General features: G+C 49.8%; 22 protein-coding genes and 1 pseudogene. 16 read left to right on the forward strand and 7 right to left on the reverse strand.

Annotation, left to right across the window (positions count from 1 at the left end):
* Positions 1–79: 79 nt before the first annotated feature.
* Both AC2YIT_RS26775 and AC2YIT_RS26780 read right to left on the reverse strand, forming a co-directional pair.
* Positions 80–1258 (reverse strand): acetyl-CoA C-acyltransferase, encoded by a 1179-nt coding sequence (locus AC2YIT_RS26775; protein WP_430850147.1) that lies wholly within the window; start codon positions 1256–1258, stop codon positions 80–82.
* A 160-nt stretch (positions 1259–1418) separates the two neighbouring features.
* On the reverse strand, positions 1419–1652 hold the full coding sequence (locus tag AC2YIT_RS26780; protein WP_430850149.1) for a PspC domain-containing protein: 234 nt from the start codon (positions 1650–1652) through the stop codon (positions 1419–1421).
* A gap of 295 nt (positions 1653–1947) precedes the next feature.
* Here AC2YIT_RS26780 and secA point away from each other — a divergent pair, with 295 nt between their 5' ends.
* Positions 1948–5292, forward strand: coding sequence for a preprotein translocase subunit SecA (gene secA, locus AC2YIT_RS26785; RefSeq protein ID WP_487281228.1), 3345 nt, complete (start codon positions 1948–1950; stop codon positions 5290–5292).
* A gap of 328 nt (positions 5293–5620) precedes the next feature.
* Entirely contained in the window at positions 5621–6280 is a 660-nt protein-coding gene (locus AC2YIT_RS26790) for a phosphatidylserine decarboxylase family protein (protein ID WP_487281229.1), read from the forward strand.
* Here the strand turns inward: AC2YIT_RS26790 and AC2YIT_RS26795 are convergent.
* Both AC2YIT_RS26795 and AC2YIT_RS26800 read right to left on the reverse strand, forming a co-directional pair.
* Complete coding sequence (locus AC2YIT_RS26795; protein WP_430850155.1) at positions 6272–6892, reverse strand: rhomboid family intramembrane serine protease; 621 nt, start codon at positions 6890–6892, stop codon at positions 6272–6274. The two genes, AC2YIT_RS26790 and AC2YIT_RS26795, sit on opposite strands and share 9 nt — an antisense overlap.
* Before the next feature lie 24 nt (positions 6893–6916).
* Positions 6917–7891 (reverse strand): polyprenyl synthetase family protein, encoded by a 975-nt coding sequence (locus AC2YIT_RS26800; RefSeq protein WP_430850157.1) that lies wholly within the window; start codon positions 7889–7891, stop codon positions 6917–6919.
* A 225-nt stretch (positions 7892–8116) separates the two neighbouring features.
* Here AC2YIT_RS26800 and AC2YIT_RS26805 point away from each other — a divergent pair, with 225 nt between their 5' ends.
* Positions 8117–8947, forward strand: coding sequence for an aminotransferase class IV (locus AC2YIT_RS26805; RefSeq protein ID WP_487281230.1), 831 nt, complete (start codon positions 8117–8119; stop codon positions 8945–8947).
* A 62-nt stretch (positions 8948–9009) separates the two neighbouring features.
* Here AC2YIT_RS26805 and AC2YIT_RS26810 read toward each other — a convergent pair whose 3' ends face one another.
* The 3 genes from AC2YIT_RS26810 to AC2YIT_RS26820 form a co-directional block, all read right to left on the reverse strand.
* The gene (locus AC2YIT_RS26810; protein ID WP_487281231.1) at positions 9010–9867 is read right to left on the reverse strand and encodes a hypothetical protein; all 858 of its coding nucleotides are present in this window, start codon (positions 9865–9867) and stop codon (positions 9010–9012) included.
* Positions 9868–10010: 143 nt separating this feature from the next.
* Entirely contained in the window at positions 10011–11033 is a 1023-nt protein-coding gene (gene thiL, locus AC2YIT_RS26815) for a thiamine-phosphate kinase (RefSeq protein WP_487281232.1), read from the reverse strand.
* An 81-nt stretch (positions 11034–11114) separates the two neighbouring features.
* On the reverse strand, positions 11115–11570 hold the full coding sequence (locus tag AC2YIT_RS26820; RefSeq protein WP_430850165.1) for a hypothetical protein: 456 nt from the start codon (positions 11568–11570) through the stop codon (positions 11115–11117).
* 139 nt (positions 11571–11709) lie between these two features.
* Here AC2YIT_RS26820 and AC2YIT_RS26825 point away from each other — a divergent pair, with 139 nt between their 5' ends.
* From AC2YIT_RS26825 to AC2YIT_RS26885, 13 genes and pseudogenes are all read left to right on the forward strand, one after another.
* Entirely contained in the window at positions 11710–11946 is a 237-nt protein-coding gene (locus AC2YIT_RS26825; protein WP_015813015.1) for a cytochrome b5 domain-containing protein, read from the forward strand.
* A 20-nt stretch (positions 11947–11966) separates the two neighbouring features.
* Positions 11967–12836, forward strand: a complete 870-nt coding sequence (locus tag AC2YIT_RS26830; RefSeq protein ID WP_487281233.1) for an N-acetylglucosamine kinase — start codon at positions 11967–11969, stop codon at positions 12834–12836.
* 105 nt (positions 12837–12941) lie between these two features.
* Complete coding sequence (locus tag AC2YIT_RS26835) at positions 12942–14192, forward strand: sensor histidine kinase (protein WP_430850171.1); 1251 nt, start codon at positions 12942–12944, stop codon at positions 14190–14192.
* Positions 14192–14878 carry a response regulator transcription factor gene (locus AC2YIT_RS26840; protein ID WP_487281234.1) on the forward strand — a complete coding sequence of 229 codons (687 nt, stop codon included), beginning with the start codon at positions 14192–14194 and terminating at the stop codon, positions 14876–14878. Before AC2YIT_RS26835 ends, AC2YIT_RS26840 begins: the two co-directional genes overlap by 1 nt.
* A 93-nt stretch (positions 14879–14971) precedes the next feature.
* Entirely contained in the window at positions 14972–15211 is a 240-nt protein-coding gene (gene rpmB, locus AC2YIT_RS26845) for a 50S ribosomal protein L28 (protein ID WP_090384950.1), read from the forward strand.
* 90 nt (positions 15212–15301) lie between these two features.
* Complete coding sequence (gene folK, locus AC2YIT_RS26850) at positions 15302–15793, forward strand: 2-amino-4-hydroxy-6-hydroxymethyldihydropteridine diphosphokinase (protein ID WP_487281235.1); 492 nt, start codon at positions 15302–15304, stop codon at positions 15791–15793.
* A gap of 278 nt (positions 15794–16071) precedes the next feature.
* Positions 16072–18435 (forward strand): TonB-dependent receptor, encoded by a 2364-nt coding sequence (locus AC2YIT_RS26855; RefSeq protein WP_487281236.1) that lies wholly within the window; start codon positions 16072–16074, stop codon positions 18433–18435.
* Between the two features lie 35 nt (positions 18436–18470).
* Positions 18471–19394: a DUF4249 domain-containing protein gene (locus AC2YIT_RS26860; protein ID WP_487281237.1), complete on the forward strand. Its 924-nt coding sequence runs from the start codon at positions 18471–18473 to the stop codon at positions 19392–19394.
* Positions 19395–19483: 89 nt separating this feature from the next.
* Positions 19484–20602 carry a DmpA family aminopeptidase gene (locus AC2YIT_RS26865; RefSeq protein ID WP_487281238.1) on the forward strand — a complete coding sequence of 373 codons (1119 nt, stop codon included), beginning with the start codon at positions 19484–19486 and terminating at the stop codon, positions 20600–20602.
* Between the two features lie 236 nt (positions 20603–20838).
* Positions 20839–21489, forward strand: coding sequence for a response regulator transcription factor (locus tag AC2YIT_RS26870; protein WP_487281239.1), 651 nt, complete (start codon positions 20839–20841; stop codon positions 21487–21489).
* A 137-nt stretch (positions 21490–21626) separates the two neighbouring features.
* Positions 21627–21818, forward strand: a pseudogene (locus AC2YIT_RS26875) (response regulator transcription factor); the annotation flags it as partial.
* A gap of 21 nt (positions 21819–21839) precedes the next feature.
* A complete protein-coding gene (locus AC2YIT_RS26880) occupies positions 21840–23003 on the forward strand; it encodes a hypothetical protein (protein ID WP_487281240.1) in 1164 nt (387 codons plus the stop codon).
* 156 nt (positions 23004–23159) lie between these two features.
* Positions 23160–24098 carry a hypothetical protein gene (locus AC2YIT_RS26885; protein WP_487281241.1) on the forward strand — a complete coding sequence of 313 codons (939 nt, stop codon included), beginning with the start codon at positions 23160–23162 and terminating at the stop codon, positions 24096–24098.
* Positions 24099–24130: the final 32 nt, after the last annotated feature.

The following is a 24130-nucleotide window of genomic DNA, read 5'->3' on the forward strand; positions in this document are numbered from 1 at the left end:
AAAAATAAAAAATCTCCCCGGAAGATGGGTAACCATTCCGGGGAGACCTGTAAAATCAAGCCGAATGTTAGTCTACGGCCTAATTGAGCCTTTCATAAATGCCGGCAACGCCCTGTCCGCCACCAACACAGGCAGTTACCATGCCATATTTCTGGTCACGGCGCTTCATTTCGTTGAAAAGCTGGACGGAAAGCCTGGCGCCTGTCGACCCTAATGCGTGCCCCAATGCAATGGCGCCGCCATTCGGGTTCACGATCGCGGGATCGATGCCCAGCTCCTGGATCACGGCAAGAGATTGTGCCGCGAATGCTTCGTTCAATTCCACCTGCTGAATGTCGCCTAGTTTCAACCCGGCTTGTTTCAATGCAAGCGGCACGGCTGCCACAGGCCCTATACCCATAATGCGTGGGTCCACACCCGCAGTCGCGTACGACATCATGCGTGCGATAGGTTTCAGGCCGAGTTCATTTACGAGCCTTTCCGACATAACCAGCACAAATGCAGCCCCATCGGATGTTTGCGAAGAGTTACCGGCCGTCACCGATCCCCCTGCCGCGAAAACGGGTTTCAGTTTATTCAATGCTTCGACGGTCGTATCCGCACGAGGGCCTTCGTCCTGGCTGATGACCGTTTCCTTCGTTTTCTTCTTACCGGAAGCCTGGTCGAAATAAGTCTCTTTGACGGTTACCGGCACAATCCCGTCGGCAAACCAGCCTTCCTTCTGTGCACGCAGTGCCTTTTGGTGCGACTGAAATGAAAATTCATCCTGCGCCTCACGGCTGATATTGAAATCCTTTGCTACCTGTTCCGCCGTAAGGCCCATGCTGAGGTAATAATCCGGATTGGTATGTGCTATTTCGTAGTTCAAAGCGGTTTTCCAACCCATGGTGGGCACGAGCGACATCGATTCGGTACCACCTGCGATAATGCATTCAGCCATTCCGGCATGGATTTTCGCCGACGCCATCGCTATCGCTTCCACGCCCGAGCCGCAATATCGGTTGATAGTGATTCCTGATACATTTTTAGGCAGCGACAGCAATGCCACGTACCGGCCCATCTGCATGCCTTGCTCGGCTTCAGGCACGGCATTGCCCACAATCACATCGTCCACACGGGTAGGATCCAGCTGCGGGGTTTGTTCCAGCAAATGCTTGATCACCGTTGCACCCAGGTCGTCGGGACGTGTAAACCGGAAACCGCCTCTCGGCGCCTTGCCCACCGCGGTACGATAACCCGCAACAATGTATGCGTTCATATTGGATCTGTTTTTGAATCGATATTAATGCAGGCCACCTCGGTAGTATGCCTGCATACCATTCGTAAAAATAGGTATTAATCCCAAAACAACAAACCGCCGGAGTTTGTTTTCCGGCGGTTTGCAACTACCAAGTCTTTGCTGATGGAGTTTTCAATTTTTAAGAAGGAATGTGCCCTTGTTCCAGCTCTTTAGGGCGTTTTGCGCTATCGGGCATGACGATCCAAAGGATAATGTAAAACAAAATGACAGGGAAAGTCACCGGAATGAAAACTGCGAGCACAAACAATACACGCATAATCGTGACGTCAATATCGAAGTAATCGGCTAATCCTGAGGCTACTCCGCCGATCATTTTGTTGCTGGTGTTACGGAACAATCTATTGTGGTTCATGGCTATGTCTGTTTAAATCGTTTGGATGTTTCAAAGGTACTATGCATTACCTAGTAGTCGTTTTAAATTCGTACAAACGGTCTTACACCATTGGCACGGGTGATTTTTGAGGATAGATAAATGGATATTAAAAGATTAGATATGCATTAGGATTCTGCCGGATATTGCGTAATACTATTGGCAATGAATTACCTTTGGGATTGTAAATGCGGGTTTTGCTGACAATGTGACACGCGATTTGTGGCAGGCTCAATATTTTATAAGGAAAAACCGGTTAAAAAACATACATCACATCATGTTTAAAATATTTTCCAAGCTATTTGGCACGAAATCGGAACGGGACCTCAAAGAACTGACCCCGTACGTTGAAAAGGTAAATGCCGAATATGCCCTCCTGGCCTCCCTGTCGAATGATGAGCTCCGGGCACAGTCCGCGAACTTGAAACAACATATTGCCGATCAACTGAAATCTGTCGATGAACAAATAGCAGCGTTGAGACAGCAGGCAGCCGACGAGCCGAATGTGGACAGTAAAGAGGCGATCTTCAAGAAAATCGACGCGCTCGAACTGGAAAGAAATAAAGAACTGGAAAAAGTATTGCTTGATATTCTTCCGAAAGCATTCGCGATCGTGAAGGACACGGCGCGCCGTTTTACAGAAAACGACAAACTGGAAGTAACCGCCAACTATTTTGACCGCGAAGTAGCCACTAAAAAATCGAATGTGACCATTAGCGGCGACAAAGCCATTTGGAATACAACCTGGGACGTGATCGGCCAGCCTATCAAATGGAACATGATCCATTACGATGTGCAGTTGATCGGTGGTGTGGTGTTGCACCAGGGCAAAATCTCCGAAATGGCGACCGGTGAAGGTAAAACCCTCGTAGCTACCCTTCCTTCATTCCTGAATGCGCTCGCAGGACAAGGCGTTCACATCGTAACCGTGAACGATTACCTCGCCAAACGTGACGCCGAATGGAATGCTCCGCTCTTCGAATTTCACGGGTTGAGCGTCGACTGTATCGACCGCCATCAGCCCAACACCATCGCACGCCGCAATGCGTACAAAGCAGACCTTACTTACGGTACCAACAACGAATTCGGCTTCGACTACCTGCGTGACAATATGTCACGGACGCCGGAAGAACTTGTGCAGCGCAAGCACCATTTCGCGATGGTCGATGAGGTCGACTCCGTATTGATTGACGACGCCCGTACGCCATTGATCATCAGCGGACCGGTACCACGCGGCGACGAGCAGGAGTTCCTTGAACTGAAACCCCGCGTTGCGAGGATCGTGGAGGCGCAAAAACGCCTTGCCATGGACTTCCTCAATGAAGCCAAAAAGAAAATCCAGGCTGGTGATAAAAAAGAAGGCGGTTTGGCACTGTTCCGCGCGCACCGCGGTATGCCGAAATACAAGCCTTTGATCAAATATCTCAGTGAAGGCGGCGTGAAAGCCATTATGCAGGAATCGGAGGCGATTTACCTGGCTGAAAACCAGAAACTGATGCCGCAAGCCGATGCCCCGCTTTACTTCACGATCGACGAGCGCCATAACAGCATCGAACTGACCGAAAAGGGGATCGACTTCCTCACCGGCGAATCGGAAGAATCCAATTTCTTCATTCTCCCCGACATTGCTGTCGATCTGGATGCGATCGAAAAAGACACTTCGCTCAGCGAGCACGACCGCGTGATCGCGAAGGAGGCTCTGATCCGCGATTATTCAGTCAAAACAGCCCGTATTCACACCGTAAACCAGCTTTTGAAAGCATTTACATTGTTTGAAAAAGACGTGGAATACGTGATCATGGACGGAAAGGTGAAGATCGTCGATGAGCAAACCGGCCGTATCATGGAAGGCCGCCGCTATTCCGACGGCTTACACCAGGCAATCGAAGCGAAGGAAAATGTGCGCGTAGAAGACGCTACGCAGACCTACGCGACGATTACCCTGCAAAACTACTTCCGGATGTACCACAAATTAGCTGGTATGACCGGTACCGCGGAAACAGAAGCAGGCGAGTTCTGGGAAATCTATAAACTCGACGTCGTTTCGATCCCTACCAACAGAGGAATTATTCGCAAAGACCAGGAAGATAAAGTTTACCGCTCAGTTCGCGAGAAATACAATGCAGTAACCGACGAAATCGTAGAACTCGTAGAAGCCGGCCGGCCGGTACTCGTGGGTACGACTTCGGTTGAAAACTCCGAGATCATCAGCCGAATGCTGACGCTCCGCAAAATCCCGCACCAGGTTTTGAACGCGAAACAACACCAGCGCGAGGCGGAAGTGGTTGCCGAAGCCGGTAAACCAGGAACTGTAACGATCGCCACCAACATGGCTGGCCGTGGTACCGACATTAAGTTGACGCCGGAAGCGAAAGCCGCAGGTGGTTTGGCGATCATCGGTACGGAACGCCACGAAAGCCGTCGCGTCGACCGCCAGTTGCGTGGCCGTTCGGGACGTCAGGGTGACCCGGGTTCATCCCAATTCTTCGTGTCCCTGGAAGATAACCTGATGCGTCTGTTCGGTTCTGACCGTATGGCGAAGGTAATGGACCGCATGGGCCTCGAAGAAGGCGAAGTCATCCAGAGCAGCATGATCACGAAGTCGATCGAACGCGCGCAGAAGAAAGTGGAAGAGAACAACTTCGGAATGCGGAAGCGCCTGCTCGAATACGACGACGTGATGAACTATCAGCGCGACGCGATCTATACCCGTCGACGCAATGCATTGTTCGGAGATCGTCTGGCGGTAGATATCGCCAACACATTGTTCGATGTGTGCGACGAAATCGCGACTACCGCGGGAAGCTACGCCGAACTGGAACTCGCGGCCATTACCACATTGGGCATGGAAGTTCCTTTCAGCGAGGATGAATATGGCGCGATGAAGCCTGCCGACCGTTCACAGAAACTGTACGACGCTGCCGAAAAACAATATCAGGACAAAAACGATGCGATTTCAGGCAAAGCACTGCCCGTTCTCCGCTCGATTTACGCGGAACGCGGTGCGGTCATTTCGGAAATCATGATCCCGTTCACCGACGGTATCCGTCAGGCGGGTGTAGTGGTAAGCCTTCAAAAAGCGATCGAAAGCGAAGGCAAAGAGATTACCCGTGAAATGGAGAAAGCGATTGTGCTTTCGCTCATCGACCAGGAATGGAAAGAGCATTTGCGTGAAATGGACGATTTGAAACAGTCGGTTCAGAATGCCGTATTCGAACAGAAAGATCCATTGTTGATCTATAAATTCGAGTCGGTGGAGCTCTTTAAACGCTTCCTGAGCAAAGTAAACTTTGATATGATCTCCTTCCTGATGAAGGCCGATATCCCGCAGGAAGAAGCGGCACCGCCAACCGCCGTACCACAACAGGTACGCCGTCCGGAACCAGCGCCCGAGCTGCATACCAACCGCGAGGAAGACTACGACGTTGAAACCGACACATTCCATTCACAGGAGTCGACGACCAAAGCGCAGCCTGTTCGTACCGTTAAAATCGCCGACCGTAACCAGCGCGTTTCGGTTCAATACCGCGATGGCCGCATTGTCCGCGATGTGAAGTTCAAGAAAGTAGAACACGAGGTGAAAAACGGCGATTGCGTCGTGGTTGACGTGCATGAAGATTAGTCACTTATGGTCAGAATTGGTCAAGCTTAGTCAGGTGTGGTCAGTCAAGAGTAGTCACTTATAGTCAAGGGTTGACATTAATAGTAATGTGAGAGAAGAATAATTTCTCAAAACAATCATAACAACACCTGGCAAATGACCGCATCTGACAAAAAATGACCATACATGACAACACATGACTACAAATGACCCCTTGACAATACCTGACAAAAACTGTCGGTAAAATACAGCCCTGGCGCCAAGCGTCGGGGCTTTTTCGTTGCCGGAAAATCAGGATTTATGCGATATTTGCATTTCGGAGACCATCATTAACAAAAAACGAGCCTGCATGAAACTGCATAGAGAAGGATATACGATCATGGCTGTAACGGCTATTGTACTGATCATGATCAATTTAGGGATCAACTATCTCCTTCCCGACGGCTATTGGATCCCACGTCTGACGCTAATCGCCAGCATCGTGATTTTCTTCCTTGTAGTGCAGTTCTTCCGCGTTCCCACGCGTGTTGTACGCAAGAGCGACCGCGAAATCGTGGCTCCGTGTGATGGTAAGGTCGTTGTGATTGAAGAAGTGGTTGAGACAGAGTATTTCAAAGGCCCACGCCGCCAGATCAGCATCTTCATGTCGCCATTGAATGTGCATGTCAACTGGAACCCTATCAGCGGGGTAATTCAATATTTTAAATACCATCCAGGCTTGTACCTTGTTGCATGGCACCCGAAGTCCAGCACCGAAAACGAACGTACGACGGTTGTAATCCGCAATAAGGAAGGTGTCGAAGTACTATTCCGGCAGATCGCAGGCGCGGCCGCACGTCGTATACGCTGGTATGTGAAGGAAGGCGATAAAGTGGAGCAGAGCACCGAGATGGGCTTTATCAAATTCGGGTCCAGAGTCGATCTTTACATTCCCCTGGACGCCGAAGTCAATGTTAGCCTTCAAGACAAAACGGTAGGTAGCGTCACCGTACTGGCGACATTAAAATAAACGCCAGCTCAGAATCTGCTCAAAAAACTGCGGTACCGCGCTTGGATACACCACAGCCATAAAAACCATCCCGAAAATGGCCCCGTACATGTGCGCACTGTGATTCACATAACTGGTCCCGCGTCGCGCTTCGTAAAATGAATACCCGAGGAACAGCAAGCCAAAAATGAATCCGGGCATGCAAATAAAGAAATAAAGGCAAATCTGCATTAGCGGTGCATATAATATCGCCGCAAAAAGCACCGCCGATACTCCACCGGAAGCTCCAAGAGAATTATACTTCGAATTTTTACGGTGCTTTAAGAAGGTCGGAATGTCGGAAACTATAATACCCACCAGGTAGAGGAACAGGTAATAAAACGTCCCGCTTGGCCCGAAAAGCATTGAAAACAGCCGCTCGATGCTCTCTCCCACAAACCACAGGGAGAGCATATTGAAAATCAGGTGCCCAAAATCAGCGTGCACGAAACCCGAGGTCACAAACCGGTAGTATTCGTTGCGTTGCGTCACGCGGTAAGGATTCAGGATCAGCTTATCCATCAAGCTGTAATTGTTGAAAGCGTAATAGCTGATCCCAGAAGTTATGATCACTAAAATGAGGGTAATCGACATATAATGGATTATTTTTTGATAAGATTACTTTTCCCGCGCCACAAGCTGCTCTACAAACTGTAAAAGCACTTCTTTCTGAACGCTCTCCGTGCGCAGTTGCTGTAAACTAGCCATTCCTCGCGAAAAATATTCATTTATTTTACGTTCGGTAAATGCCCGGATGTCCAGTGCATCGTAAATACTGGTTACAGCGGCTACTTTCTCCGCATTATCGAACGTATCAAGGTTTATCCATCGGTCGAGCTCAGTTTTCAAACTACCTCCCGATTTTGACAATGCCTCAATCAGCAAGAATGTCTTCTTATTGGCGATAATATCGCCGCCTACCTGTTTCCCAAATTTGGCAGGGTCGCCGTAAACATCCAGCAAATCATCTTTCAGCTGAAAACCGATGCCCATATTCTCACCCGCCGAATACAAAAGTCTTGTTGTTTCCTCATCCGCCCCGGCAATCATCCCCCCCAGCTCCAATGCGAAACCGAGCAACACCGACGTTTTCAGGCGGATCATACCGATGTACTCTTCCTCCGTCACATCCCAGCGTGTTTCGAAATTCATATCGAGCTGCTGGCCTTCGCACACTTCCGCGGCTGTCTGGTTAAACCGGCTCAATACCGCCCGCAGCTTGTTCGGCGCCACATCCAGCAGCAGGTCATAGGCACGGATCAGCATTACATCGCCCGACAGAATGGCTGTATTCGCATTCCATTTCTCATGTACGGTAGGCATACCCCTGCGCAGGGGCGCACGGTCCATGATATCGTCGTGCATAAGTGTGAAATTGTGGAAAACCTCCACCGCCATAGCCGGTTTCAGGGCTTTTTCAATATCCGTATCAAAAATAGAGGCGGCAAGCAGCGTCAGCAACGGCCGGAAACGCTTCCCGCCGAGCGACATGATATAGGTTATCGGCTCATAAAGCTCCTCAGGCGCATCGCCATAGGAATGCCGGTCAAATTCAATCTGAAGTTTTTCAAGTAATGATGTGGGTTGGATCATGCGAGGCCTAATATTCATTTTATGAAACGTAAAATTGGCGAATCGTGCCGACAATCGCTCTATAAGTTGTCAAATCCCCGACGCAACCAGGTCGAAAATTGCTTTATCAACTATAATTTTCAAACGATTCACTAATTATTAATGCTTTGAAAGTTTGACCCCAAAAGCAGCCACACTCTTTCACATTATCAATAACTTTACCCCAATCAACAAAATCCGCTTTCAATGCCTTTCTTCCAATATTTTAACGGCGAAATCGTCCCGCTCGACCAGCCCGTTTTTCAAACCAGCGACCTTGGCTTACTGCGGGGTTACGGATTATTCGATTTTTTCAGGACTTATAATGGCGTCCCGTTCCGGTGGGACGATTACTGGCAACGCTTCGAGAATTCGGCGCGGTTATTGAAACTGCCGCTTCCGGTGACCCAGCAAGAGACGGAAAAGATCCTGGCCGATTTGCATTCTATGTCCGGGGAGGCAGAAGTAGCGTTCCGGTTTGTACTCACCGGCGGCTATGCGCCGGATAGCGTGCATGTGGTGCAACCCAATTTACTGATCCGCACCGAAGCATTGCCCCAGGATAACCCAGCCGGCCGTTTGAAAGGTATTAAAGTGCTACCTTACGAATATGTTCGCGATTTACCGGAGATTAAAAGCACCAATTATGTGCATATGGTGCTCATGGCCGACGAAATGAAACGCCAGCAGGCCGCAGATTTGCTTTTTCACAAAGACGGTGAAGTGAGCGAACTTACACGAAGCAATTTATTCGCATTCCAGGGCGATAAACTCATTACTTCTGACCGCAATGTCCTCAACGGCGTGACGCGCCGTGTGGTGATCGAGCTTGCCAAAGCAGATTTTGAGGTGGAAATACGTCCGGTTACCTACAAAGAAGTGATTACCGCCGACGAAGTGTTCACGACCAGCACCACTAAATGGGTTATGCCGGTGGTGCAGATTGGCGATCAGCCCGTCGTGAACGGTCTGGCCGGCAAGCGGACTTTACATCTGCAGAAGCAATTTGAAGAACTGGTAGCCTGTTGGGGTAAATAATAAAAAAGTGGCAATCCCGGCGGGAAAGCCACTTTTCACTACACTTGGTAATAAGCACTTATCTAGTTAGGCGCAATAGGTGATTGCAAATTGACGATCGGCCAGATTCCCGGCGTGGGAACGCTCACGCCTTTGGTGGCGCCCCTGGTAGCTGCGTCGGGGCCGAAATAGTACAGCGGCCAACCTTTATAAGTAAGCTGTTTCTTTCCAAACACATCAATCGTGCTGAACAATGCCTTATCGACACCCGTTGGCAGCGATTTCAGGTCGGCCGTGTAAATAGGCCAGGTCGCGTCATTCGAGAAATCGGGTTTGGTGTAGTTATTCTTGTTGTTTTTATCCTTTACAAACGCGTACAATGTCCGTCCCTTACCGTCGGTGAAGAACTGGGTGGCACCGGTACCCTCGGTGTAATCCGATTTGTACGATTTTCCATCGTTGCCCACCAGCTGGCCACTGGCAATCATAATGGTGTAATCCGTTTTGGCGGCAAACCAAACTGTGCCCACATTATCTCCATTGGCATCTCCGCCCGCCACATCATCCTTATAATAGTAAAGCGGCCAACCTTTGTAGGTGGTTTGCGACTGGCCACCGGTTGTAATCGTTCCGAAATCGGCCTTATCCAAACCCGCGTCGAACTTGATCGCCGTCAGGTCCCCCGCCGAATAGATGGGCCAGTTGACCAGGCACTGTCCCGTGCAAGTCGAGACGCCGGCAGGGTCTTTCGAGAAGAAATAGAGTGGTCTGCCATCTTTGTCTGTAAGGATTTTACCACCTACTTTGGCATTGTCTTTCAATTGAACATCGTTGGTAGGGGTTGGTGTAGGATCGGTCTTGTCGTCGTCCGAGCAAGAGAAGCTGACGGCCATTAACAGCCCCAATACAACCAGCATTCTGGAAGTTGAAAAGATTTTCATCGGATTTAATTGTGATTTGTTAGAGATGAATTGGATACGTCGCGATTACGACCAAATCTTTCCGATGGTTGCGTGTATGGGCTAAAACAAAAAAGCATAACCGGTGAGGGTTATGCTTTGAAGCTTTTATGGCGAGGAGCCAATCAGGTATTCCAACCCTGCGCCGTGAGCGGCACGCGGGAATCGCCCTTGGTGTGAAGCTCCACTTCGCCCTTTTTATCGGTGATATAACCTACAAAAGTAATTTTGGGATTATTCTTGATCTGCTCGTAGGCCGATTGCGAAACCGTGAAAAGCAGTTCGTAATCTTCGCCGCCATTCAATGCTGCGGTCGCCGCACCAATGTTCAGTTCGGATGCCGCCAGGTAGGTTTGTTCGTCGATCGGCAGCCGCTCTTCGAAAACCACCGCGCCCACACCCGATTGCGCGCATATATGCAGAAGATCGGAAGCGAGCCCGTCCGATAAGTCGATCATCGAAGTCGGTATCACTCCGGCTTCGTCAAGTTCGTAAATCACGTCCATTCTCGCTTCGGGGCGCAACTGGCGCTGGATCACGTAATCCTTTCCTTCCAGCTCCGGTTGCATATTCGGGTTGGCCAGGAACACCTGTTTTTCTCTTTCGAGCAATTGCAGGCCCATATAGGCTCCACCCAGGTCGCCTGTTACACAAAGCAAGTCGTTCGGCTTTGCCGTATTCCGGTATGCGATCTTGTCTTTTTTGACCTTGCCAAAAACACTTACGGATATGATAAGCCCCGAACGCGAGGAAGTGGTATCGCCGCCTACGAGATCTACATTAAAATCCTTGCACGCCAGCTTCATTCCCTCATAAAGCTCGTCCACAGCTTCCACCGAAAAGCGGTTGCTTAATGCAAGGCTAGTCGTGACCTGCCGCGGAATGCCGTTCATAGCCGCGATGTCGGAGATACCTGCCGCGATGATTTTATAACCAAGATGTTTGAGCGGGAAAAACGTGAGGTCAAAATGAATGCCTTCGAGGAACATATCGGTAGTCAGCAAGCCGAATTCTTCGCCCAGATCGATCACCGCCGCATCATCGCCAATGCCCCGGACGGTATCCGCCAATGTGGTCCGTATTCCTTTATTTATTCTCTGGATCAGCCCGAATTCTCCCAGGCTGCTTATTTCAGTTCTTGTTTCCATGCCGCAAAATTATACAAAAAAGCGAAGCCATTCCCGCATTGGAAATGGCTTCGCGATGGATATGCGATATTGACTTTCCGCTTACGGGTTGGTCAATGTGTATTCATTAATGGTATTACCCGTTTTAGGACTTGCCGTGAGTCGTGTGAGCACCACTTTCGCATCGTCGATCGAGTTGATCGTGAATTCGAGCTTCCCGCCTGAGCCGGTGGGCGCAGGGGTCAAATTAGTGAGTACCAGCTTGGTATCGCCTTCCACGTCCCAGTTTCCGGTGAAAGTTTTGCCATCAACGTCCGTCAGGCTCACTGTTTTTGTACCCCCGGTGTTGGTAAGCGTCAGCCGGAAGCCGGAGTAAGCGGCTTCGATGTTCCCGGAACCGCCACGGGTATAAACCACCGTCGCACCGTGCTTAACAGATTCTGCCGTCCAGGCCTTTGCGATCCTTTCTGATACAGGCTTAACCTTGTCCTTACAGCCCGCGGCAACCAGCCCTAGAATCATCACCGAACACCAAAGAAGAGCGTAACTTTTTCTCATATTTTATTTTTCGTGAATGTCTTTTCAAAACGCCAAGTTCTTACATTTTAGTCTTATAATCAAAATATTCATGACAGATCGTTTTCTAAATTTTCCAACGGAATACCCTTATCGCTAAATTGCACGCTAAAACAATATAATGAAAGTATATACCAGGGCACAACTGGCGCTTCGCAACGGGCAGGACCGGGAAGAAATATGGTGTGCATATAAAGGAATGATTTACGACGTAAGCGCATCGCGGCTCTGGCGCAACGGCCACCATTATGAGCACTGGGCAGGCCAGGACCTCACCAAAGAGCTCGGCGACGCCCCCCATACCGAACGCGTTTTCGAACGGTTCAATATCATCGGCAAACTGCAATTACCCGAATAACCCAATTGAAAGATTCCCATATGTCTTCCAAATATATCCTCATTGCCGACAGCGGTTCTACCAAAACAGACTGGGCTTACATTCACACGGAAACCGGCAATTATCAACCGGTGCAGTCCGCGGGCATTAACCCGTTTTACCAGACGACCGAGGAAATAATTCCCGTCCTGCAAAGCCAGGTCGTGCCCGGCATCGGAGGGGACATTGAGGAAATCCATTTTTACGGTGCCGGGTGTGCCAACGAGCAGTCCAGTTTACCTGTTACCAATGCTTTGAAACACTGCTTTCCCTCCTCCACGGTTGTGGAAGTGGCTTCGGATATGCTCGGCGCGGCGCGCGGGTTATGCGGGCATGAGCCCGGGCTCGCATGCATATTGGGCACCGGCGCGAACAATGCGTTTTTCGACGGTCGCCGCATTGCGCATTCGATCGGCTCGCTGGGTTTCTGGCTGGGCGACGAGGGCAGCGGCTCCTACCTGGGCAAGACATTGGTCGTGCATTACCTGCAAAACGAGCTGCCCGCAGACCTTCATGAAAGTTTTACCAAAGAATACCCCGGTCTCGACCGTCTTACCGTGCTCGACCATGCCTACAAAAAGCCTTATCCGAACCGGTATTTTGCTTCCTATTCCAAATTCATTGCGGAAAACCGTACCCATGAATTCATTCGGGATTTGCTCAGTAATGCATTCGGGCTATTTGTAAAAAAATATGTTTTGAAACATGCGAATGCGGCGCAATACCCCGTGCATTTCACTGGTTCAATCGCGTATTACTACCAGGATATTCTTCGGGGGGTGCTGGAAAATAATGGTTTGAAAACCGGCCGGATTCTGAAATCGCCTCTGGAAGGATTGATCGGCTACTATCTCACCGATTTGAAAGCTTAAAAAGTTAATGAAATGTTAAACAGCAAAACGCCGGTTATGTTACCGCTGGCACGGCTGTTTAATTGAACGAATGGCCGTATATTTATTGGTCATTTCGAGTTAGTTATGTCAAGACGTACCATTCAATCCCTCACGGTTTTTTCTGCATTGCTCATTATCGGCGTGGTTATTACGCAGATTTACTGGGTAAAACAGGCGCTCGACCTCCGGCACCGGCAGTTCAACCAGAATGCCCACATAGCATTGCAGGACGTAGCCGGCAAACTCGCCAACGTGTGCGGGGTAATGCAAACCACCAATCCCGTCGAGCAACTTTCACCGGAGTATTTTCTGGTGAACACCAACGCCACCACCCAGCCTGAAATGCTCGAACATTTTATCAAGGACAGTTTTCAAAAACATAACCTGATCACCAATTTCGAGATCGGAATTTACGATTGTACCACCAACCGCATTCGCTACGCCATGTCGTTGAGTACAAAAAACAATGATAAAAATCCCGCCAAAACGACCAACTGGGTTAAAACCGACAAATACCCCTATTACTTCGGCGTGCGCTTCCCCGAGCAGGAAACCTATTTCGCGGGCAGTATCAATGGGGCCATCTGGTCGTCGGCGCTGGTTATGGTGGCAGTGTCGTTCTTTGCGTATGCATTATTTGTGATTTTAAGGCAAAAACAGCTCTCGGAAGTGCAGCGTGATTTTGTCAATAACATGACCCACGAGCTGCAAACGCCTATTTCGACGATCCGCATTGCGGCCGATGTGCTGAATTCCGATAATATCGTGTCCCAACCCGTGCGGCATAAGCGGTATGTGCAGATCGTGCAAGACGAGATCCTCCGCTTGCAGGGCCAGGTGGAAATGGTACTCTCCATGGCCAAAGCCGAACGCGATGCACTGCATTTGCAAAAAGAAAGGCTCGATGCCCGGCAGATGATCGAATCCATCCTGCTGCCTTATGAAGAAAAGGTGCGTTTCCAGGCTAATGCAACCAACAGTATGATTGAGGCCGATCCGTTCCACCTCCGCTGCCTGATCAGCAACCTCGTCGATAATGCATTGAAATATTCCGATGATGTGCCGGATGTGGTGGTGGAGACATACAATAAAGGCAATAACCTCGTTATAGCTGTCCGCGACCAGGGCATTGGCATTGCGCCCGAATACCAGAAAAAGGTGTTCAACCAGTTTTTCCGCATTCCTTACGGCGATGTGCATAATGTGAAAGGCTTCGGGATCGGTTTGAGTTATGTCAAACAGATCGTTCGGGCGCACCGCTGGCACCTCGGCCTGGAAAGTGCCCTGGGCAAAGGCAGTACATTTAAAATCACTATTCCGCAGAAACACGCTTGATGAAAAAGAGAATCCTGTATGTCGAAGACGACCCCAATCTGGCATTTGCCACCAAGGATAACCTCGAACAATACGATTACGAAGTCGTACATGCTACCGACGGCGTCGAAGCGCTGGAATTTTTCGGAAAAGAACATTTCGACATTTGCGTGCTCGATATCATGCTGCCCAAAATGGACGGCTTTACATTAGCGGAGAAAATCCGCGCTTCCGACAGCCAGGTGCCTATTCTCTTTCTTTCCGCTCGCTCGATGCAAGAGGACAAGATCAAAGGCCTCAAACTCGGCGCCGACGATTACGTTACGAAGCCATTCAGTATCGAGGAACTGAAACTCCGGATCGACGTCTTCCTCCGCCGCAGCAAAGCCGATTCGGTATTGGTAGTGAAACCCGGCAGCAAGCAGATCGGGAAATATGTGTTTGATTTTCAGAAACTGACATTAACCCTCGACAGCAAATCGCAAAGCCTCACCTTCCGCGAAGCCGAAGTGCTGAAATTCATGGCCGAACGCACCGATCAAGTAATTCGCCGCGACGAGCTTTTGAAGGCCATATGGGGCGACGACGACTATTTTATGGGCCGTAGCCTTGATGTTTTCATTTCGAGATTGCGCAAATATCTCTCCGGCGATCCGGACATCCGTATTGATAATGTGCACGGCGTGGGTTTCAGAATGAGATGGTAAAAAGGTGTTTTTTTGAAAATTTGTTTTGTCCTTACTTGCTCAACAAAAATTAATTACGCATCTTTGCACCCTCATTTGGAAAAATTGTAAGTCATGGCTAAGGTTTGTCAAATAACAGGTAAAAGAACTCGCGTCGGAAATAACGTTTCCCACGCTAACAATAAAACAAAACGTAAATTCTTCCCGAATTTGCAAAAGAAACGTTTCTTCCTTCCTTCGTCAGGAGAATGGGTTACGTTGAAAGTAGCAGCTTCTGCTCTTCGTACCATCAACAAAAACGGTATCGAAGCAACTATACAAAAAGCATACGACAAAGGAACGCTTACGTTCTAAAAGGAATTTTACGAATTTATTTGGAAAAGGACTTTCCTCCGATCGGGAAGTCCTTTTTTTCGTGGATTGATTATTCCAGACCAACTCGTAATGGCAGCAACCGGCCAGGTTTTTCTGTTGTTAGGCTCCAACCTCGGCGATCGCCCGCAGGTACTCGCAGCCGCGCGTGAAGCCATTGCCGAACAGGCCGGAAGCATTACCTGTCAGTCGGCGATATATGAAACCGCTCCCTGGGGCATTACCGACCAACCGGCGTTCCTCAACCAGGTACTCGAAATTACCACCTCCCTCCTGCCTGAGGATCTACTCAGGATCATTCTCAACATCGAGCACGACCTCGGGCGCGTACGTTACGAGCGCTGGGGCGCACGTGTGATCGATATCGACATACTGTATTTCGGGCAAACCGTCATGGATTCCGCTCGGCTTACATTACCACACCCACGCATTCAGGACCGCCGTTTTGTACTGGCCCCCTTAGCTGAAATCGCGCCCGACTTTATGCATCCCGTTTTACAAAAAACCTCCTCCCAATTACTGGAACAATGCCCCGACACATCTACCGTGTCAAAAATACCTTGAAATAGTACCATAAGCGTTTTCCCTATTTCATTTCGGGCTCAAAGCCATTTATTCAGGTTTTTTACCAGTTCATCATTTTTTACTGTCTTTTTAGGCTGATTAACACGTGCTTTGTCGGGCCTGTTAAGAAAATGTCGAAATATTTTTTAGCCGTCGGCAGGGGGTATATCCACACTGAGTTGTCACGGAGAAAAGGAAAAATTCAATTTGATCGTCTGTAAGAATGACTGCCTACTCACAGCAACATAAACCAATTTGATAGTAAACAAACCAAGTCCATGAAAAACAGAATACTCAAATGCCTTCTATTAGCCTTGATCAGCCTGCCGGCGCTCGCACAGAACCGGCACTCCGTGAGCGGTTACGTCAAAGATAACTCCAACGGTGAGGGGCTCATTGGCGTGTCCGTTTACGTACGTGAAGCCGAAACCGGCGTGGTTACCAACCCTTACGGTTTTTATTCACTCACCCTTCCCGATGGCAAGTACACACTCGTATTTAGCTACATCGGTTACCAAAAGGTGACCCGCGAGGTGGTACTCGACGGCGACAAGACCGTGAGCATCGAAATGGCCGACGAAAGTAACCAGCTCGCGGAGGTGACGATTTCAACACAAAAAGAAGACGAGAACGTCCGCAGTATCGAAATGTCGGTGAACAAGGTGGAAATGAAAACCATCCGCAAAATGCCTGCATTGCTCGGCGAGGTCGATTTGATCCGCAGCATTCAGTTGCTTCCCGGCGTGACGACCGTCGGTGAAGGTGCTTCGGGCTTTAACGTGCGTGGCGGGGATGTTTCTCAAAACCTGGTATTGCTCGATGAAGCGCCGGTTTACAACTCTTCGCACTTGTTCGGGTTTTTCTCGGTATTCAACCCGGACGCGGTGAAAGACGTGAAGCTCATCAAAGGCGGTATTCCCTCGCAATACGGCGGCCGTATTTCTTCCATTCTTGACGTGCGTATGAAAGAAGGTAATGCCAAGAAACGCGAAATTAATGGCGGTATCGGTTCGATATTCTCCCGCCTGACTTACGAACAGCCTTTTGCAAAAGGAAAAGGGTCGTTCATCGTGGCAGGCCGTCGTTCGTACATTGATATTCTGGCAAAACCTTTTTTGAACTCGGATTTGAAGGATTCCAAATTCTATTTCTATGATTTGACGGCTAAGGTGAATTATCAATTGGGTAATAAGGATACCTTTTATGCCTCGGGTTATTTTGGAAAAGACGTGTTCGGCGGCGGAGATTTCGGCTTCGGTTGGGGCAACAAAACGGCAACAGCCCGCTGGAACCACATTTTCTCGAACAAGCTTTTCATGAACCTGACCGGATATTACAGCAACTACGATTATAACCTGGGCCAAAACCAGAACAAACCCGACGCAAAAGACAAGTTCGACTGGAAATCAAAAATCATCAGCACCAGTATCAAACCTGATTTTACATTCTACATTACCCCTAACAACCAGCTGACGTTTGGTGGCCAGTATATTTATTATGATACACGCCCGGGCAAAGCGACCTTCGTTTCGGAAGGCGATATGCAGGACATTAGCCTCGAACCACGCTATGCCGACGAGTCTGCATTATATGTCGGTAATGAATTGAAATTCGGCGACCGCATTTCATTACAATATGGCGTGCGCTACTCCTATTTCCGCAGCCTCGGGCCGGCTACCGAATACGAGTATGCCGACAAGGGCAAGGGCGTCCGGAAGGATCCTATTTTCCCGGGTACCGAATATAAAAGAGGTGATGTGATCAAAAGCTACGGCAATCTGGAACCCCGTGCGGCATTGAATATCGGTATCACCAGCAATGCGTCTATTAAGGCCAGCTATAACCGCACATCGCAATACCTGCACTTGCTTTCCAACACCGCAGCCAGTTCTCCACTCGACGTCTGGACTTTGAGCGGTATTAATATCAAACCCGAAAAGGCTGATCAGGTAGCGTTAGGCTGGTTCCAGAACTTCCAGGATAATACTTACGAGGCTTCTGTGGAATTGTATTATAAAAAACTCTACAACCAAATCGACTATGTGCCGGCTTCCGACCTGCTGCTGAACGAATACTTCACCGGCGACCTGTTGTTCGGTAAAGGCAGGGCCTACGGAGCTGAGTTTTATGTAAAGAAAAACAAAGGCAGACTGACCGGTTGGGTTAGCTATACGCTTTCGAGAACAGAGCGTTTGGTGGAATCCATTAACAATGATGATTGGTTCCCCGCCCGTTTTGACAAACCGCACAACATTACGGCGGTAGCCATATACGAACTAAACAAGCGGTTATCCCTGTCATCCAACTTCACGATTCAAAGCGGAACCCCGGCAACATTCCCGACCAACCGTTATAGCACCGGCGGCTTTGAGATTGGCAACAATTACAATGGCCTGCGCAACAACAGCCGCATTCCCGCTTACCACCGCCTGGATCTGGCCGCGACATTGAAAGCGAAAAAGAAGCTTTTCAAAGTCGGCGAGGGCGAATGGGTATTCTCGGTGTATAATGTTTACAACCGCCGCAACCCGTTCTCTGTCTACACACGGGTCAATGAGGATAACCCGCTTAAAACAGAAGCCGTACGCTATTCAGTGATCGGAAATTTCATTCCTTCCGTGACCTACAACTTCAAATTCTGACACCAGCAAACTAAAATCACGCCAGAATAACTGCAATGATGAAAACATTAAAATATATCAAATACCCCGCATTGTTCGCAATTGCATTGATGTCCCTCACAAGCTGTGAGGATGTGATCGACCTCGATACTGCAAACGGTCCCTCCCAACTTGTCGTAGACGCCTGGCTTACCAACCAACCCGGTGAGCAGGCCATCAAATTGTCGTGGTCGCAAGCTTATTTCGACAATAATGCCCCGAAACCCGTGCTAGGTGCGCAGGTAACTGTTACCGACGACAAAGGCAAGGTTTACAAATTCGAAGACACCGACGGCGACGGCAAATATACCTGGGGTAAAACCACAGCCGACACGCTCGGGCACGTCGGCCGCACCTACTCACTCAAAGTCGTGAACGGTACGGATACGTTCACCGCCCAATCAGCGCTCAAACGCGTACCAACCGTCGATTCTGTGGTGTACCGGCACGAAAAATGGCCTTTCGAACCCGACAAAGGTCCCCGCGAAGGTTTTGTAGCCTCATTCTACGCACGTGATCTCGAAGGCGTGGGAGATACCTACTGGATCAAACCGGTGATCCGCGGTAAAGCGGTGGTAGAAAAAGCTGCCAACATTTCCATTGCCTACGATGCTGCATTCGGTGCCGGCGCCCCATCCGACGGGCTGATATTCATCCTTCCATTACGCGAATCGATCACGACCGATTCATTGTACTCGGCAGGGGCTCAAATAGGTGTCGAACTGCACAGTATTACCTATGAGGCATTTGAGTTTTTGAAACAGGTAAACGAGCAAGGTACGAATGGCGGATTGTTCGCCACTCCAATCGCCAACGTCCGGTCAAATATCATCAATGCCGATCCCAAGGGTCCGAAAGCACTCGGATTTTTCAGCACGTCAGCAGTGAGTCGCATGGAAACGGTGATCGACCCGGAAAAAGCCCGTCCCGACAACGACTAAAATTACACTTCAACAGCAGATGTATCCACTGGAGAGCCCCGGTTCCCAGTGGATTTTTTACTATATTTCATCCTGAATCAAACCGACCTATGAAGCGCTTCCTCTCACTCCTGCTCATACTCCCGATCACGCTTGCCGCCCAGAAACGTCCCCGCGATCTGGGTATCAAAATAGGCGTGCTGCCCTCAGGTGCATTGAATGCGATCACCGATGTAACGGGCGTGAAGGTAGGCCAGGTGACGCTCACGGAAGGCGCGGATGTACGTACGGGTGTGACGGCCATTCTCCCGCACGACGGCAACATGTTCCAGCAAAAGGTGCAGGCGGCGATGTACATCGGCAATGGTTTTGGTAAAATGACGGGCTATTCGCAGGTCGAGGAACTTGGTACGATTGAATCTCCCATTGTTTTAACCAACACATTGAGCGTACCCACAGCCGCCGACGCGGTAATTGACTGGACATTGGCCCAGAAGGGCAATGAGAATGTAAGATCTGTAAACCCGGTCATCGGCGAAACGAATGACGGCTTTTTGAACGACATCCGGGGCCGCCATGTGCGTAAAGACCATGTCCTGAATGCATTGGCCCAGGCCGAAACCGGCCCGGTAGCCGAAGGTAACGTGGGTGCGGGAACCGGCACGGTTTGTTTCGGATGGAAAGGCGGCATCGGCACGGCATCGCGAAAATTGCCTGAAAAGCTGGGCAACTACACGGTGGGAGTGCTGGTACAGACCAATTTTGGAGGTGTTTTGAAAGTAAACGGCGTGCCCGTAGGCCAGGAACTAGGGAAGTATGCATTCAAGGAATCACTCGACAAGTCGTCGGACGGCTCCTGCATGATGATAATCGCTACGGACGCGCCCCTGGACGCCCGCAACCTGAAACGGCTTGCCAAACGCGTTATGCTCGGCATGGCGCAAACGGGCGGCATCGCCGCGAACGGAAGCGGCGATTACGTGATTGCCTTCTCGACAGCCAACAAGGTACTGCACGAAACATCCGAAGCAGTGTTCAGCTCGGCATTCCTGCACAATGACTACGTTTCGCCACTCTTCATGGCGGCCATCGAAGCTACTGAGGAAGCCATTATCAATTCGCTTTTCATGGCCAGGACTTCCGAGGGTACTCAGGGCCACAAAGTAGAAGAGCTCCCGAAGGACAAGGTACTGGAAGTCATGCGTAAATACGGGCGAATTAAGGAATAGCCTGAGAAATAATTCGACGTATATAGTATATAGTCAGTGAATACCCCTAAGGGAATCCCTTGTATTTTGGATAATGCAAACAATTAGTTAGGATTTTAGCCGAAAAACGCTAATTTTCAACCCTTTACGAAACCGGGTAATCTTACCTGGCTTTTCCTGTACTTTCCCGTATTGACCAGACCTGTCGCTTAGAATTAATTTTGATGTGTAAATTCTAGTACTCAACCCCGAAAAGTATGGAACATTCTATTACACACGCGTGCCTCGTCCATCCGCATCCATTAGAGTGCGAGGCGGTTGCAGAATGGCTGAGGAGGAGGTCTTACATCGAACTGGTTGGTAAGTGTAATAATCTTGAACAAATCACCCAGTTACCCTACCTGAAAGAAATTGATATAGTAGTTGTATTCGCCCATCACGCCGAGAAGACGGCAGACCAGATTTTAAAGATCAGAAAACTCTACCCCAAACTGAAATTCCTGTTGCTCGCTCCAAGTCCTTCGGCCGAATCCGTCCGCGAGGTAATACGGTCGGGCGTAAGCGGCTACATTGTTTTTGAAGCCGAACTCGATGAGTGGGAGCGGGCCATACGGGCCGTTTCGGAAGGAAAAGTGTACTATGGGCAGGAAGTAATGCTCAAACTCGCCGAGACCTCCATGGACAAATATATTCAGGAACCGGCCCCTTCCACACGTGATTTTTTAAGTAAAAGAGAAGTGGAAATCCTCCGGCTCGTAGCCAGCGAATACTCAACCAACAAGATTGCCAGCGAGCTATGCATCAGTGATAAAACGGTCGAAACCCACCGTCGTAACCTCTTTCAGAAACTGGGTGTCAGAAACTCGGTAGGCCTCACCAAAATAGCCGTCCGCATGGGCGTGGTGTAGTTTTTCATAGGTCATCATAATGGAAAACCCTTAAAAGCAACAGTCAAAACCATTAGTAAAATCAGGGTAAAAATCCGGAAAATTCAGGGTATCTGCCGATTGAAATAGCGCTTGCGCCGTAACAACTTTGTCTAAGTGTTTTAATTATGGAACTGACAAAGCGCGAAAAGGAGATCCTGGATCTGATCATGGACGAAATGAGCTCCAAAGAGATCGCCGAAAGGCTGCAAGTGAGCATTTCCACGGTGGAAGCTTATCGGCGAAGTCTGTTCAGGAAATTCGGTGTACGATCAGTGATAGGGCTGGTGAAAGCAGCCATGAAAATGTAGTACTCGTAATTACAAATTAGTATGGCAGATATCCGTCGCATGGCCGTCAACTGGGTCGACGGGATGAAAATCTCGCGGCAGCATTTCATCGAAACAGATCATTATCACACCGATCAGGTTCGACGCGCCGGGGCCGCATTGCTCACTCCGCTGAACTTTGGCCTGCTGCTCCCGAAAGACGGGAACGACCCGCTGGAAGTACAGGTGTTGGGCGATGCCGGCAATCAGATCCGCGTAAAAGTGAACCGCTGCCAGGCCATTACGCCCGATGGCAGCCTGCTCGACGTCGAAGAAACCGACGACCTGAAACTCGACACGTCGCTAGCCGGAATCCTGGAACAATACCGGCTCCCGATGACGCAGAATGTGGAAATATATATGGTACTCAGCGTAGGCATGTTCGAACGACAGCCGACCGGAACGCCTTCGGAATCAGAAATCCCCGTGCGGCATCCTTACACTCTGGCACTCTCACGCGTGAGTCTGGTACCTTCGGAGCTCATCAATATCGAGCAATGGGGTGGCCCGGGGCTGATCATCGGTAAGCTGGCATACAGCAATTCCGAACTGCGCGTTTTGCACGATTTTGTACCGGCAAGCCGGGCAGTGCGCAGTCACAAAAACCTGCGCGAATGGCACAGCCGCTGGACGGGCTATCTGAACGACATCGAAATGTATTCGTTCCGGATCTTGCAGAAGATCAAGACCAAAAGTCAGAAGAGTACGCTCTCGGACAGTGTTCAATTGATGGTGGAAGGGCTGTTAACTACCATGACGATGGTGAACATCAGTTTCCAGCGAATAATCCCTTCCGAGCCGCCGATGCAAATGGTGACCTCGATGATCCAGACGGCCCAAGCCATTAGAGTGGCGATGGAATGCCTTACCGACAGGGAGAAAGAAGAACTACTGGGTTATCTCGGCGAATGGGCCGATGACTCACCCGGAAGCATTGAAAAGCAGCTGTTAGCCGTGATACAAGCGCCGTTTAATCAAAATGACATGTTGCCCGGCCTGCGGGTCATCGACAGTTTTTACAGTATGTGGACGGCGCTGTTCCTGAAACTCAGCCAACTTGAATTTATCGGAAAACGCAAAGGACAACAAGTATTTATCATCGAAAGTCCTGTACAAGAGCCACCTGTGCAGCCGGAAAAAGCAAAATCGCGGTGGAGCCCATTGTAACGACCCACTATGTCCCTTTCCCAGGGATTTAAATCCCTGGATACAAAATGTACCGCGCCTCTGGCGCTATTTGAGATACCCTAACCCAGGGTTTCAACCCTGGGCCTCCAGACGACACGTTACCCTGCCACATAACGGCACGCACATGTAGCAACTATGGAACCAACTAACAAAAACCAGAGAAAAACAGCGATCGGGCGGTTTGTAGGCATGTACGTATTGTCGCTCACGTTCCCGCTCGCGGCCGTGTACCTGCTCATGCGGGTGCCAAACTCGGTATCCGCTTCCGAAACCCGCCGGTACCGGGAAATCGTCGAAGAGCAGGACCCGATGCTGGTTGACACCGACACGCTCAGCCAGATATCGCGCAGGCTCATCCAGCTGGACGGCGTTTACAGCAGCGCCACCGACGAAATGGCCAAAGCCACGGCGCGTACACAGTTGGTGGACATTGAAAGCCGCGTCAACAGCATTATGAGCCATTTTAATAATCTCGCGGCCGCCGCGGCGCACGAGCAGAACAAGCGATTATCGACCGGCATTGCCAAACTGACCGAAGCGCTCGTCACTTACCGTCAAACCATCGGCGAGCTGAGGCGCACATTGGATAGCAAGGGCATTGATATGCAAATGGTGAATGACCTCCGTAATCAGATCAACATGAAAGACTTGGAAATCAAGGGAATGGAACGTCAGCTGCTAACTGCAGCGGCAGGAGGTGGCGGTGGTGGCGGTGGCGGTGGTGGACCCGACAAAGAGCTACAAGCCAAGCTGACTGCGCTGCAACGTGACCTCGACAATTGCAGGAGTTCCAAATCGGGTGGTGGCGACATCACGGCTATCCAACGACAACTCGATGAATGTCTGGCCGCCAAAAACGGGACCGCCGTCACATACCGCGAATGGCTCCGGTATTCGGAGGCCGAAGGTTACTACCAATTGCTTACACAGGGGAACCTGCGCAAAAACGACCGGAAAGTATACTACGACCAGGCGAAACAGATATTCGACGGTTTACAGGTTTCGACCGCCAACAAGGACATGAAAGCGAAAGCGACCGAGCGCCTATTGGCATTACAAAAAAATCAGCCCTGAGAAACAGCGTTCCAAATCTATCCCATTGATCC

Source organism: Dyadobacter sp. SRI_021, assembly GCF_057586235.1.